The organism is Mediterranea sp. An20 (assembly GCF_002160055.1).
GTDB classification, from domain to species: Bacteria; Bacteroidota; Bacteroidia; order Bacteroidales; family Bacteroidaceae; genus Bacteroides; species Bacteroides avicola.
Genome location: NZ_NFJV01000028.1, coordinates 34,225 through 47,406, shown reverse-complemented (window position 1 = coordinate 47,406; position 13,182 = coordinate 34,225). Strand labels below are relative to the sequence as shown.

The window sequence follows — 13,182 nt, the reverse complement described above, 5'->3', positions numbered from 1 at the left end:
GCCGAGATTGATCCTTTCGCTTACACCTACAACCGTACGCTTATCAAGCCTCAGGAAGGTCTGAGCAACCTGGATGCCAACAGCCACAACTTCGGCATCTTCGCTGCACCGACCTTGAAAGTCGGTTTCAAATTCTGACCCCGGGGGCTCTGACTAAAGGTAACAATCCGCTCCGGCCGTTTCTCTCCGCCGGCCGACGGTAAGCTTGGGAGGGCGCATCCATCACGTGATGCGCTCTCTTTTTTTACTAAGTGAATGTGCAAAATTAAGTGATACTAAACACAGAGTCACGGAGACACAGAGTTTTTGTTTTCTTGCCCATAGCTCACAGAGTTAATTTCCCTTCTCTCGTATGCGGCGAAGCTGCTGACTCTGTGCTCTCCCGTCATTTTTTCCGACAGACAGTTACAGAACTTTGTGTCTCTGCGTTCGATTGATACCGCATGAGTAGCCATGTCCTTCACGCTTTCACCGTATGCTATTCTGTTGTATATAAACGAGATGCTGTGAAACATAATGCCTTCACGGATCTTTCACCCTTCACCGAAGGCGGGGAAAACAGACTTTTTTACACATCGTTTCCTCCTGCCTTAGCAACGGGGTACATATACTTGAAAAGTACAGTGCTTACAGCTTAGGAGCAAGTTTCACATACCTTGGCAGCATGGCCCTACGACAATATGGCTTAAGGGGGGGATTAAATGGTGTGTGAAAGCTGTGTGAAGGTTGTATCTTTCACCATAACTTTCCTGAAATCAATAGGTTGGGTTGCGGTGAAGGCGTGAAGGATATTCCAAGTGGTTTCCTCTGTAATGGGCAGTCGTCTTCTTAGTTTTGCAGATTGCCTTCACCAAGTGGCACTTTACGTCGCTAAAATGAAGGGTTACGTCGCTAAAATGAAGGTTTACGCCGCTAAAGTGAAGGGTTACGTTGAGTAGAGCGTCATTTCGTGTTTGATGTAACTTATACTTTGGGCGGGTTAGAATTGTGTATTTCCACATTGCCTGCCCTGCATGCACTGGCATGAGGGTGTGTCAAAATATATATTACCTATCATTCTGTCACCCCGAGCTTAGTCGAGGGGTCTCACTATACGTAATGTGAGATGTTTCGACTTCGCTTTGCTCCGCTCAACATGACAGACTATACCTTCATGAAATAGTCAAAAGAGGTTTTGGGCGAAGCTAATGATAGTGATTTTGAATTTTGACACACCCTCTTGTCAGCACAACCAAAAGTGTGGCGATGTGCACAATTCTACCCCGCGCAGCGTATAAATCTGATTGGTTACTTATCCAAACAGCGTGCCTGGTTTCTGCCTTTAGCGGAACGGAAACAGCAGCGGCAGTGCAAATACCATCACGATGCCCATGATAATCTGCAACGGCAACCCTACTTTGATATAGTCCATGAACGTGTACTGTCCCGCCGGCATCACCAGTGCGTTGGGCGGTGTGGAGAAAGGCGATGCGAAGCACATGCTTGCCGCCACGGTCACAGCGAAGAGGAAAGGCACAGGGCTGACCCCGATCTGCAGTGCACTGTGCAAGGCGATGGGTGCCATGAGTACAGCCGTCACCGTGTTGCTGATGAACATGGTGATGAGCGATGTGGTGAAGTAGATGCCTGCCATCAGCACCAGCGGCCCGTAGGTCCCCAATCCGCTGACCAACGTGTCGGAGATGTATTGCGAGGCACCGGTCTTTTCCAGTGCGGTCGACATGGGCAACATGCCGGCAAAGAGCATGATAGTCTCCCAGTTGATGGTTTTGTAAGCCGCCTCCACGTTGCGGAAGCAGCCGGTCAGCACCATGAGCAACGCGGCGATGATGACGGCTGTGACGGGTGCCACGGGTATGAAGTCGAACACCATCATGCCCACCATGAGCAGCATGATGAGGGCGGCCACGGGTGCCTTGTAGTCCAGCGTCACCTTGGCGGCTTCCTTCAGCGGTTGTCCCAACACCACCCAGTTTCCGTCTTCACGGCTCAACCGTGCGATGTCCTGCCATGTGCCCTGCACCAGCAGCACGTCGCCGCTGTGCATCCGTTCCCGTCCCAGGTCCTGCAGCAGATATTCCTTTTTCCGACGTATTCCCAAAACGTTGACATTGAACTTGTCGCGGAACCCAGCCTCCTTTACCCTCCGGTTAATGAGGTCCGACGAAGGCATCAGCACGATTTCGGCAATGCCAATGTCATAGAAGTCCAGCGAGTGACTGCCCCCGGCGGCTTCTTCAGTGGTGTGGCCGTCCATCAGAGTAAGGCGGTAGTCGCTCACGAAGCGGTCCACGTCCCCGGCCTCGCCCTGCACGTAGAGCACATCCCCCGTTTTCACCACCGTATCGGCCGATGCCAGCCGTTGCGTCACCGTCTTCAGGAAGCGGTGCTGCGCCACTTCGCCCCGTCTCACCTCCAGGATGTTCAGTCCATAGCGCCGTCTCACGTCCAGCCCGGCAATGGTCTGTCCGTCTATGGCGGTGCCTGTTCCAGCCTGTAGCCGGAAGAGGTTGTGCGACAAGCCATATTCCTGCACCAGTTCTCCCAGCGACTTGCCCGTGGAGGACGTGTCGCTTTCCTTCTGTTTCCGGGAGAGGAACCATTTGGTAAGCGGCAACAGAACAACTGTGCCCGTGGCCACACACAAGATACCTACCGGCAGGAACGAGAAGAACGACAGCGGTTCGTGGCCCGCATGGGTCAGTACATCCTGTATGATTAAGTTGGGCGGCGTACCTATCAGCGTCATCATGCCGCCCATACTGCCGGCAAAAGCCAGTGGCATGAGCAGCCGCCGCGGGTTGGCACCGGCGTTGTGGGCCAGACTTACCACGATGGGAAGCATCAGTGCCACCGTGCCCGTGTTGCTCACGAAGGCACCGATGGCCGATGTGGCCACCATGACCAGCAGGAACAGCCGCAGTTCGCTCCGTCCGGCTAAGCGCAGCAGCTGCGAACTGATCATCTTGGCCAGTCCCGTCTGGAAGATGGCACCTCCCACCACGAACAGCCCTACCATCATCACCACTACCGGGTTGGAGAAGCCTGCCAGGGCCTCTTCGGGCGTCAGAATCTGGAATACAAGCAAGGCGACAAGCGCACACAAGGCGACAAGGTCCGAACGCACCTTGCCCGACATAAAGAAAGCGGCAGATACCGCCAGGATAAGAAGGGTTATCAGCATGGGTGTAAAGCTCTTTTATAGGGTGTGCGGGCAAAGGTACGAAGATTCTGGCAGAAACGGAAATGCAAAATAATCTTTCCTGTTTTTGGCAGTTCGTCGGAATCCGTGTATTTTTGCCGGCACAAACCCCATAGCAAGTGCCGTTGTCTATATGAACCGTTTCCTTTTGTCCCTCAAGCGCCCGTTTATCTGGCTCTGCCGTTTCCGCCATCGGCGCGGTTACGGAGTACATTCGCCTTTTGCCTTCAGCTTCATCAAGGGGGTGGTGTTTGAACAGACGGCCTACTACGGGTATGCCCCGTTGCGTGAACAGGAGAAAGAGATGGCCCGCCGCGAAGGGCGGGGGGTGCTTGCGGAAGGTTTGCGCGTGCGGAGGCTGCTGTTCCGCGTGGCCAACTATGCACATCCTGCCACCATTATCGACGTGGGTGTGCCTGCTGCTTCATCGCTCTACCTGAAGGCGGCGTGCGGGGGAGCTGTCTATACCGGTGCGTCCGGGCTGTCGGACCTGTTTCTGGAAGCGGGTGTCCCGATAGACTTCCTTTACGTGCACGACTTCCGACATCCGGAGCTGGTGGAAGAGGTGTTTCGTGTCTGTGCGCCTCGGGCTACCTCCCATTCAGTGTTTGTGGTGGGGGGCATCCGCTATACGCCCGCCATGTCGGCCTTGTGGAAGCGTTTGTGCAAGGACGGACGGGTAGGGGTTACCTTCGACCTCTACGACCTCGGCATCCTTTTCTTCGATATGTCGAAACCTAAGCAACATTATATTGTTAACTTTTAAAACCTGCCATTTATGACAACACCCAAGAAAAGCCTGGTTTATACCCGTACCGGCGACGCCGGAATTACCTCGCTGGTGGGAGGCACCCGTGTGCCAAAGACGCACATCCGGCTGGAAGCATACGGCACGGTGGACGAGCTCAACGCCCACCTCGGCCTGCTGGCCACGTACCTGACTGATGAGTACGACCGCAACTGCATCTTGCGCGTGCAGCACACGCTCTTTGCCGTAGGTGCCCAACTGGCTACCGGCACTTCGCAACCCGTTTCCGGTCAGCAGCCTGCCGTCTCACAGACACAGGTGGAAGCCCTGGAGCAGGAGATAGACCGCGTAGACAGTCTGCTGCCTCCGTTGCGTGCCTTCGTGTTGCCCGGCGGAGGGCGTGGTGCGGCCCAGTGCCATGTCTGCCGCACTGTCTGCCGGCGTGCGGAACGGCGTATCCTGGCCCTGGCGCAGGAGGTTGCTGTGCCGCCGGAACTGACTGCTTACGTGAACCGTTTATCGGACTATCTGTTTGTTCTTTCCCGCAAATTGAACCAAGACGAGAAAAAAGGTGAAATTATTTGGCAGAAAGGTTGAACATGAAATAAATTGTTATACATTTGCCGAAAAATTAGGGAAGAATATAAGTAAGTACCACTTTAATACTTAGCAACTATGTATTGGACATTGGAATTGGCTTCCAAATTGGAAGATGCTCCCTGGCCGGCAACCAAGGACGAACTGATTGATTATGCCATGCGTTCAGGCGCTCCGCTCGAAGTGATTGAGAACCTTCAGGAGATGGAAGACGAGGGCGAGATATATGAAAGCATCGAAGATATTTGGCCCGACTATCCCAGCAAGGAGGATTTCTTCTTCAACGAAGACGAGTATTGATAGCCTTCAGATAGTCTAAATGGTTAAATATCAGCGCGACAGACAACTAAAATTTGTTTGTCGCGTTGGTGTTTTATGGTGCTTGATGGTGTGGTTTGTTTGTCTGAAACACACATATATTCATTCTCGGCGGCAACACGACCGCACCCTCGAAATGGTATTTGGGAGCCAGACCGTCAATCAGGACAAGGAGGTGGACAACAGCCATCTCCAGCGATATCCGGAAACCGAACAATGGAGAAATCGATGAATCTCTCGCGTCTGGCAAGATAACTCTTGACAAATATGAGGTTCAGAAAGTAGGTATGCAGAAACTCATTGCCGAATAAGTAATCAATCAGAATTAGTTTATATCAAACACAGAGACACAGAGCCACAAAGTTCTGTAACTGTCTGTCGGTAAAAAAGGATGCGCTCATCAATGGGCAACCGATACCAGTTTCTTTCGGAGGCGGTGGTGGTAATTCCGGAACCGACCTTCGTTGGGATAGCCGCAGGCCGGATGAGGAGGATGATGAGCATCGGAAGAGGTGCTTGATGTTTGCTATTGGGATAGTGAAACGATAGCATGAAAAGAAAGGTTATAGAAGATGAAGTTTATTGCTTCATTTTATTGGGAGAATAGACGGTTATCGTTATTTTTGCGTAATAATACAGAGAATATCACTGTTATAATAATGTTGGACTTATATGAAGAGATTAGATACATACCCGGCAAAACCATTTGTCAAGTGGGTTGGAGGAAAGACTCAACTCCTTGATGATATAAAAAAAACTCTGCCTTGTGATTTATCACATAGGGAGGCAGTAACTTATGTTGAGCCATTTGTAGGAGGGGGTGCAGTGCTGTTTTGGATTTTGCAAGAGTACCCTAATATAACAAGAGCTATAATCAATGATATAAATTCAGAGTTAATCTGCACATATCGTGTAATAAAATCAGATGTTGAAAAGTTAATTGCTGAACTGACTCAGATTCAATCTGAGTATCTTGCACTTGATGAAGTTGCCAGGAAGAATTACTATTTATTGCAGCGAGAGCATTTTAACGAAAGAAATAATTCAGATATTGAAACAGCTGCATTATTTATTTTCCTAAATCGGACTTGCTTTAATGGGTTGTATCGTGTAAATTCTAAAGGAAAGTTTAATGTCCCACATGGGAGATATACGAATCCCAAAATTTGCGATGCAGAGACATTGAGAGCGGATTCTGCTATTCTACAACGAGTTGAAATTCTTTGTGGTGATTTTGCACAAACGGGTAAATATGCAGATGATAATGTCTTGTATTATTTTGACCCACCATATCGCCCTTTAACAGAGACTTCTGCGTTTACTTCTTATGCAAAAGATGGTTTTGATGACGCTGAACAGACACGCTTGCGTGATTTTTGCGAGTGGATAGCAACACGCAAATCTTTATTTGTGGCAAGTAATTCAGACCCCCAAAATGTAGATCATGGAGATAATTTCTTTGATCATCTTTACAATAGATTTTCCATTAAACGAGTTTCTGCTGCAAGGATGATCAATTCAAAAGGAAATGGACGCGGAGCAATTTCCGAAATAATGATTTCCAATGTTGTCAATGCTTACTGATATGAGAGACTTTGATACTTGGCTAGCTGGTTTTAGACCTTCTATTGCCGATTACAAATATTACGTTGATTTCGATAAGGTTTTCAATAATGTGGAAGCTATTAAAATTCCACTCAATATCTTGAATTCGCTTATTGGATCCAAGAACATAGAGGATGAATTTAGAAAAATTTTGGTACAATATCCAGAAACTCTAAGATGTATTCCTATTCTTTTAGCCAAGCGTGAGCTTGATATTATGGTTATGGATGAAGAGGGACAGATTGATTTTCATTTTGACAAACCAAATTGCACGAATGAAGATTATGTCAAATTCATGCGAAAGACTGGTCTTTTTGATTTGATGGAGAATCATATTGTCAATAATCTTGTGGATTACGTGACCGGTATAGAAACGGGACTTGACTCCAACGGACGCAAGAATCGTGGCGGGCATCTGATGGAGAATCTTGTGGAGAGTTTTCTTTGTAAAGCAGGACTCGTGAAAGGCGTTGATTATTTCAAGGAAATGTATATCCATGAAATAGAGGTCAAATGGGGTATAGACTTATCGTCTATTTCTAACAATGGGGGAGCTGAAAAGAGGTTTGACTTTGTTGTAAAAGGAGAGAACACTATCTATGGAATAGAAACCAACTTTTATACAAGTAGTGGTTCCAAACTGAATGAAACAGCTCGTAGTTATAAAACCATCACATTGGAAACAAAAGACCTGGAATATTTTAAGTTTGTTTGGTTTACAGATGGTTGTGGCTGGCACACTGCAAAGAATAATCTGAAAGAAACTTTTGATGTTCTGGAACATCTGTACAATATTGCGGATCTTGAAAATGGAATAATTTCAAAAGCACTTATTTAAATGCCAACAGCCTACTATAAATCAGATAACAAGGATTTTACTCTTTTGAAAGGAGATTGTATTGAACTGTTGAATTCTTTTGATTTTAAGTTTGATATGATTTTCGCAGATCCTCCATATCATCTATCCAACGGAGGAATAAGCGTCCAGAGTGGCAAAATGGTATCTGTAAATAAAGGTGATTGGGACAGAACAAAAGGCTATGAAGAAGATTATCTGTTTGATAGATCTTGGATTGAAGCCTGTCGGAATAAACTGAAGAGTAATGGCACAATTTGGATAAGTGGAACATATCATAATATTTTTTCCGTAGCCCGGTGCTTGACAGAATTGGGATTCAAGATTCTGAATTGCATTACTTGGGAGAAAACAAATCCACCGCCTAATCTCTCATGTAAATATTTTACTTATTCTGCGGAATATATTCTTTGGGCTCGTAAAGAGTCCAAAGTTCCCCATTTTTTTAACTATGAGCTCATGAAAAAGATCAATGGCGGCACTCAAATGCGTGATGTATGGCGGTTACCTGCAATTGCACGATGGGAAAAATCTTGTGGTAAACATCCTACTCAAAAACCATTGTGCGTTCTGTCGCGAATTATTCAGGCTTCAACTCTTCCTGGTGCATGGATTTTAGACCCATTTACAGGCAGTAGTACAACAGGTATCGCTGCAAATCTCTTAGGTCGTCGCTTTCTAGGTATAGATCAAAATGCCGAATTCCTGAAACTGAGCAAAGCACGTCGTGAGGAAATTAATGATACATCAAAACGTACTTTGTATTTGGAGAAGCTTCAAAAGCAAGCACAATTATTTGAGGACAAAGAAATTCAAGTAATCAATGAACCTTCTGTAGACTATGGGCAGGAATTGCCTTTTTAATACTCACGATGCTTAATGGCAAGATTAAGTAAATTCCTGTAATTAATTTTGCCATTCATGTAATCACGTGTCATTTGTAATTGTAGTTTAAACTGATGTGCCCCAATTGTTTGTTTTTCGCAAATACAGAATAATTCAAGAATTATAGCTATACCATCCATTGAGAATGTGCCAGGAACTTGAACATGAGAATATTTACCTCCTATTACTTTTATAGATTTTGGCGTATATGATGCCCTGTCGGCAACAGAGGTAAAAGGTTTACAGTTATCATAAAATGTAATAAAATAATCAAGTAGTTCTTTTATCTCATTGGGATATCTTTGTACTTTTATGAGCAAATAATTCCAATGAATGATTTGAGTTTATGACAGTTTGTCAGCTATCTAAAAGAGGAATACAATTTGTTGATTAGTAATACTAAACTTAAAAGTCATGTTCGATTTTACACAAATTACTCTTGTTATAGGGAAGCGTGATAAAGTTTCTGGTTTTATTCAAATGCTAGGATCGGGATTCCTTATATCTAATTATGGTAAAGTAGTAACGGCGAGACATGTGGTTGGAAATGAAACTGAAGGTTTATGTGTACTGATGCCACATATCCCCAATATTAATGCGTACCAAGATCTTTCAGATACTTCCTGTCGTTTGGTTCCTGCAATTGTTGAGGATATAAATCCAATTACCGATCTATGCATATTAAAAACTGATTTGAGATTTAATGGCCAACTCCCTAAATTGGACTCATTAGACTCTGTCTTAGTCGGTGAAAGGATTGGTATATTTGGCTTTCCGCATTGTGTTATGGGAAGACGTGTTTTAACATATCAAGAGACAGGAATTGGAGCGAAAATGCTTTTAGAGACTTCTGGAATAAAGTCAAAGTATGCAACTATTAACATACAAACCAGACCAGGGCAATCTGGTTCATTGGTGTTTGATCTTAAAACAGGCTTTATCGTTGGTTTGTTAATTGGGGCTTATTCTCCTGAGTCGGGAGTTATTATAGCAGGGATTAATCCTCACGAATTGAACCAAACATCATATTGTATCTCGGCTAATCATATAAAAGAAATGTTATGATAGAAATAGATAATTTGTCCTTGGATGAATGGTATACTTGTCTCAAACCATATCAAAAAAACGCTATTGAGCAGCTGGTAGCTAAATACGGAGAGGAAAAAGCTGCCGAGGAATGGTTGACAGCAAGAGGACCTATGCAAACTGCAACTTTTGGCGGAACTCAAACCAAAGCAGAAGATACTCATAGTTATTGGAATAGATTAAGGACAGAAATTGACAAACTTATTTGTGGTCATCCTGATTATAAGAAAGAGCAAGAAAAAATTTTGGCTGCTGGAAAAACTATCGGATTAAGTAGTGTTACCGCTTTGGCTAATTGGTTATGCCCAATTATAGGAATGTCATCTGCAATTTTGATTCCTGCTATTATTTTGATATTGCACACGATGTCAAAAATGGGAATTAAAGCATATTGCTTTACTAAACATTTTATCAAGGAATGAAAAGGATACGACGGATGTCTTTCTGAAAGTAATTTTTTTGTCCAATATGTTTGTCCATCGCCTCAGCCCGTCTCAGACGGTGCGGTTTGTTTACGCAAATTTCACTGATTGCGATTTAATATATAATCAATACGGATAAATTTCTTCAACGAGGACGAGTATTACGTCGAAAATCGGCGTAGCATATTGAACAACAAACTGGAAAATCAACCAAAGTGAGGAAAACAAAAATCCCCACTTTTTGTTTTGATGTTAATTCATGTTCACGAAGACACAGAGTTAGTACCACTTAATTTTGCACATTGATTTAAAGAAAACAGAATGACGATTCAGATACGACAATCCACGCTGGCCGACCTGCCCGTGCTGATGCAGCTCTTCGAGAGCGGGAAACGCATCATGCGCCGCAGCGGCAACCTGCGACAGTGGACGGGCAGTTATCCGTCTGAGAATGTGGTGGCTGGCGATATACACCGGGGCCACAGCTACCTTTGCCTGGACGAAACGGGAAGATCGGTGGGCACCTTTGCTTTCATCCCCGGAGACGATCCTACGTATGCCCGCATCTACGAGGGCGAGTGGCTGGACAACACACATCCCTACGCCACCATTCACCGCCTGGCAGGGCGCGAAGACGCATCGGGGGTGGCTGCTGCCTGCCTGGACTGGTGTTATGCCCAAATACCTAACCTGCGGGCCGACACACACCGCGACAATAGCATTATGCAGCATATCCTTCTCAAACACGGATTTCGCTATTGCGGCATCATCTATTTACTCAACGGTGACGAACGGTTGGCTTACCAGAAGGTGTGACTTTGGAGACGCTGGCGGCAGAAATGAACAGATTCTGCGAACGGTCTGGTTTATTCCTCTGCCGTGCCGTACTTTTCTTTCAGTTTCTCCACGCTCATGCCCGTGAAATAATCCTCCACAAAATCCCAACGCTGTGCATCGTCCAAACGGTCCGTGCCGAAGAACAGCGTGAACAGTTCTATCTGCTCCTGGAAAATCTGTTCGTTGGTATCGAGGATGCGGTTGCGGTAGTCGTCCGTAGCTGCCAGTTCCTGCAATGTGTCCGGATCGTTGAAGCGGATAAGCACGCAAGGCATTCCCCCACCTTCGACACTGAACGACAGGCAACCCAGCATAGACAGCAAGTTGAGCAGCGTGTTGAGGTCGGAGAAAGGTGTGCAGTAGAAGGTGAGCCTGTCGCCCCGGTTGCCCGCGATGCGCTGGGCGCACAGCTTTTGGTAGCGGCCGAGCAGCAGGTCGAAGCCACGCGTGACGGTGAATAGCAGTTCGTTGCTCTCCTTCTTCTTCGCGCTGGTGATGTAGCTCACGCTGCGCCCCTCTTCCGTGCGGCTCTCCAGTAGCGAGCCGATGAACCGCTTGGCCGAGCGCACGTCCATCTGATGTTCGGCAAAGATGTCGCGCAGGGCTTCCTCTCCAAATTTGCCTTTGCTCTTGGCAAGGGCAAGCTTCATCAGGTTGGTCAGACTCTTGAAGAGGGCATCGAGTTTCCGGCGTATGTCAGCGGCATCTTCCTTGAGCAGTACCTCGTGCTTGCCCACCGATACGGCACGCGACCCTTCGCGCAGGGTGCCGTTGTTCAGCTTCTGCTTGAATTCCTTGTAACCCAGTTCGGGGAATCCTTCTTCCCACAGTTTCTCCAGGCGGGCCTTATAGACACCTTCCGTACCTTCTACCGGGGTGAGCCATTGGGCATACTGGCGGGCAAAGTCGGGTCCGGTCTTGTCTTGTATATATCCTTCGGTCAGCAGGTTGCGCGGGTTTACCTCCAGCAGGTGCCTGCCGTAGCGCCGGGCAATGTCGTCTTCCAGCCACAGTAGGGCGGTCTTGGTGAACTGTCCCAGTTCCGATTCATATTCTAACTTGTTTTTGGTGCGCGGCAGTTTCACTATGAACTCAAAATCCGAGAGCGACACGAGCATCTCCTGTTTGCTCCCTTTCATGCGGTACACCTCCACGAGCTTCTTCAGGATAAGCGCCAGTTGGTCTTGCGCGATGTTGCCCAGCTGATGCAGGCGTTTCATGTAGTAAAAGTCGCGCTCGTGGAAGTCGGTAGCCGCCACTCCTTGCACATCGGCATCACGCGCCGCGCGTCCTATTTCCTGGATGTAGTCCACAAAAGTACTCGACGGAGCCACGTGATACACGCGGTCGATGTCGCTGATGTCGACTCCCATGCCGAATGCCTTGGTGGCCACGATAAGACTCTTTTCGCCGCTCTTGAAGTCCTGCACAATCTGTGCCTTCTCCTCACGGTCCTTCTTGCCGTAGTACGACGCCACCAGGTGCCAGTTTTGCGCGCGGACCCACGACTTGATGCGCATGTCGATGCCTCCGGCAAAGGGATAGTAGAGCAGCGTCTTGTGTCCGTCGAGGTAGTCCTCGATGCGGGCAGAAATCACCTGTTGTTTGGCCTTGTCGTAGGTCTCGCCTTCTTCGATAGCCATCTGCCTGATGTCGAAGCCTATATTGCGCCGTTTTACCGTGCCCACATAAAGCACGCACGGTTCCATTTGCAGCGAGCGTATGGTTTCGAACACCATGTCGTTGTCGCCCTGCGGGTTCCAGACTGCCGTGGCGGTAAGTGCAAAGAGCGGGAAGGCGTAGCCTAATGTATCTTTCAATCCTTGCAGGTAACGGCCCAGAAACCAATAGTCCACACGAAACTCCTTGCCCCAGGTTGTCACCGTATGCGCTTCGTCCACTACCACCATTCCGATGTGGCGGTCGCCTGTGAAGTGCCGGATGTCATACGACAGCAGCAGTTCGGGCGAGAGGTAGAACAGGTCGATTTCTCCTTCGCGCACCTTCCGGTAGACCTCTGCCTTTTGTTCGGGCGAGAGGTCGGACGAAGCATACCCCACACGTGTGTATCCCGTTTCCAACAAACTCTCCACCTGGTCGACGATGAGCGCTTTCAGCGGCGATACCACCAGCGTGAGGTGCCCGTATTCCCGTCCTAACCAAATGGCCGGCAACTGGAACAGCAGCGACTTGCCCGAGCCGGTAGGAGCCGTCATCAGAATATTGTCCACATCTGCGTCACCGTCGCAGGCTTTTTCTGCTTCGCGCAGCACATGTTCTATCAGCTGCCCCTGCGAGATGCATATTTTGTTTTTCCCGCGAAACAAATCATCGTAGATTTCTATGTGGCGGAATTCATCGTATCCATACACTTCTTTCATCAGCGTCTTTACCGAGTCGCGGCAAGCCTCCGGCAAGCGTCGTGGCTTAAGCTGAGGCAGAGGACGTGTTGTTGCGTAGTCTGTAGTTGTCATTTGTCTTAATCGGGTTTTAATGAGCTCCGGCTGTTTCTTGGGTTGTCGCCGGAATCGGGTGTAAAAGTAGGGGAAAAAACTGAGATACGTGACAGAAAACGCTGTCTTTTTTGCAATCCGCTAACTACTGCGCATTTCAGACGGCTGTCTCG

13 protein-coding genes and 1 pseudogene are annotated in these 13,182 nt (G+C 47.6%); 11 read left to right on the top strand and 3 right to left on the bottom strand.

Features of this window, described 5'->3' with window-relative positions:
- The coding region (locus B5F34_RS14095) for a BT1926 family outer membrane beta-barrel protein (protein ID WP_343224320.1) at positions 1 to 138 on the top strand (138 nt) is incomplete at its 5' end.
- 1,183 nt (positions 139 to 1,321) lie between these two features.
- Here the strand turns inward: B5F34_RS14095 and B5F34_RS14085 are convergent.
- Positions 1,322 to 3,184 carry an SLC13 family permease gene (locus B5F34_RS14085; protein ID WP_087340289.1) on the bottom strand — a complete coding sequence of 621 codons (1,863 nt, stop codon included), beginning with the start codon at positions 3,182 to 3,184 and terminating at the stop codon, positions 1,322 to 1,324.
- A gap of 151 nt (positions 3,185 to 3,335) precedes the next feature.
- Here B5F34_RS14085 and B5F34_RS14080 point away from each other — a divergent pair, with 151 nt between their 5' ends.
- The 7 genes and pseudogenes from B5F34_RS14080 to B5F34_RS14050 all read left to right on the top strand — a co-directional run bounded on the left by B5F34_RS14080 (position 3,336) and on the right by B5F34_RS14050 (position 8,190).
- Positions 3,336 to 3,968, top strand: coding sequence for a hypothetical protein (locus B5F34_RS14080; protein WP_087340286.1), 633 nt, complete (start codon positions 3,336 to 3,338; stop codon positions 3,966 to 3,968).
- 12 nt (positions 3,969 to 3,980) lie between these two features.
- Entirely contained in the window at positions 3,981 to 4,547 is a 567-nt protein-coding gene (locus B5F34_RS14075; RefSeq protein WP_087340284.1) for a cob(I)yrinic acid a,c-diamide adenosyltransferase, read from the top strand.
- 78 nt (positions 4,548 to 4,625) lie between these two features.
- Positions 4,626 to 4,847 carry a DUF2795 domain-containing protein gene (locus B5F34_RS14070; RefSeq protein WP_022385660.1) on the top strand — a complete coding sequence of 74 codons (222 nt, stop codon included), beginning with the start codon at positions 4,626 to 4,628 and terminating at the stop codon, positions 4,845 to 4,847.
- Between the two features lie 408 nt (positions 4,848 to 5,255).
- Positions 5,256 to 5,414: pseudogene (locus tag B5F34_RS17970) on the top strand (recombinase); the annotation flags it as partial.
- Between the two features lie 123 nt (positions 5,415 to 5,537).
- The gene (locus B5F34_RS14060; protein ID WP_087340280.1) at positions 5,538 to 6,449 is read left to right on the top strand and encodes a DNA adenine methylase; all 912 of its coding nucleotides are present in this window, start codon (positions 5,538 to 5,540) and stop codon (positions 6,447 to 6,449) included.
- A 1-nt stretch (position 6,450) separates the two neighbouring features.
- Entirely contained in the window at positions 6,451 to 7,308 is an 858-nt protein-coding gene (locus tag B5F34_RS14055; protein WP_087340300.1) for a type II restriction endonuclease, read from the top strand.
- Positions 7,309 to 8,190 (top strand): site-specific DNA-methyltransferase, encoded by an 882-nt coding sequence (locus B5F34_RS14050; RefSeq protein ID WP_087340278.1) that lies wholly within the window; start codon positions 7,309 to 7,311, stop codon positions 8,188 to 8,190.
- Here B5F34_RS14050 and B5F34_RS14045 read toward each other — a convergent pair.
- A complete protein-coding gene (locus B5F34_RS14045; RefSeq protein WP_087340276.1) occupies positions 8,187 to 8,531 on the bottom strand; it encodes a hypothetical protein in 345 nt (114 codons plus the stop codon). The two genes, B5F34_RS14050 and B5F34_RS14045, sit on opposite strands and share 4 nt — an antisense overlap.
- A 94-nt stretch (positions 8,532 to 8,625) precedes the next feature.
- Between B5F34_RS14045 and B5F34_RS14040 the strand changes: the two genes are divergently transcribed.
- The 3 genes from B5F34_RS14040 to B5F34_RS14030 all read left to right on the top strand — a co-directional run bounded on the left by B5F34_RS14040 (position 8,626) and on the right by B5F34_RS14030 (position 10,535).
- Positions 8,626 to 9,276, top strand: coding sequence for a serine protease (locus B5F34_RS14040; protein ID WP_239448982.1), 651 nt, complete (start codon positions 8,626 to 8,628; stop codon positions 9,274 to 9,276).
- The gene (locus B5F34_RS14035; protein WP_087340274.1) at positions 9,273 to 9,719 is read left to right on the top strand and encodes a hypothetical protein; all 447 of its coding nucleotides are present in this window, start codon (positions 9,273 to 9,275) and stop codon (positions 9,717 to 9,719) included. Before B5F34_RS14040 ends, B5F34_RS14035 begins: the two co-directional genes overlap by 4 nt.
- Before the next feature lie 321 nt (positions 9,720 to 10,040).
- The gene (locus tag B5F34_RS14030) at positions 10,041 to 10,535 is read left to right on the top strand and encodes a GNAT family N-acetyltransferase (RefSeq protein WP_087340272.1); all 495 of its coding nucleotides are present in this window, start codon (positions 10,041 to 10,043) and stop codon (positions 10,533 to 10,535) included.
- A 50-nt stretch (positions 10,536 to 10,585) separates the two neighbouring features.
- Here B5F34_RS14030 and B5F34_RS14025 read toward each other — a convergent pair whose 3' ends face one another.
- Complete coding sequence (locus tag B5F34_RS14025) at positions 10,586 to 13,030, bottom strand: helicase-related protein (RefSeq protein WP_087340269.1); 2,445 nt, start codon at positions 13,028 to 13,030, stop codon at positions 10,586 to 10,588.
- Positions 13,031 to 13,182: the final 152 nt, after the last annotated feature.

Coding starts and splice junctions, on each gene's coding strand:
- B5F34_RS14085 (WP_087340289.1), bottom strand. CDS start 3,184: ATGCTGATAACCCTTCTTATCCTGGCGGTATCTGCCGCTTTCTTTATG.
- B5F34_RS14080 (WP_087340286.1), top strand. CDS start 3,336: ATGAACCGTTTCCTTTTGTCCCTCAAGCGCCCGTTTATCTGGCTCTGC.
- B5F34_RS14075 (WP_087340284.1), top strand. CDS start 3,981: ATGACAACACCCAAGAAAAGCCTGGTTTATACCCGTACCGGCGACGCC.
- B5F34_RS14070 (WP_022385660.1), top strand. CDS start 4,626: ATGTATTGGACATTGGAATTGGCTTCCAAATTGGAAGATGCTCCCTGG.
- B5F34_RS14060 (WP_087340280.1), top strand. CDS start 5,538: ATGAAGAGATTAGATACATACCCGGCAAAACCATTTGTCAAGTGGGTT.
- B5F34_RS14055 (WP_087340300.1), top strand. CDS start 6,451: ATGAGAGACTTTGATACTTGGCTAGCTGGTTTTAGACCTTCTATTGCC.
- B5F34_RS14050 (WP_087340278.1), top strand. CDS start 7,309: ATGCCAACAGCCTACTATAAATCAGATAACAAGGATTTTACTCTTTTG.
- B5F34_RS14040 (WP_239448982.1), top strand. CDS start 8,626: ATGTTCGATTTTACACAAATTACTCTTGTTATAGGGAAGCGTGATAAA.
- B5F34_RS14035 (WP_087340274.1), top strand. CDS start 9,273: ATGATAGAAATAGATAATTTGTCCTTGGATGAATGGTATACTTGTCTC.
- B5F34_RS14030 (WP_087340272.1), top strand. CDS start 10,041: ATGACGATTCAGATACGACAATCCACGCTGGCCGACCTGCCCGTGCTG.
- B5F34_RS14025 (WP_087340269.1), bottom strand. CDS start 13,030: ATGACAACTACAGACTACGCAACAACACGTCCTCTGCCTCAGCTTAAG.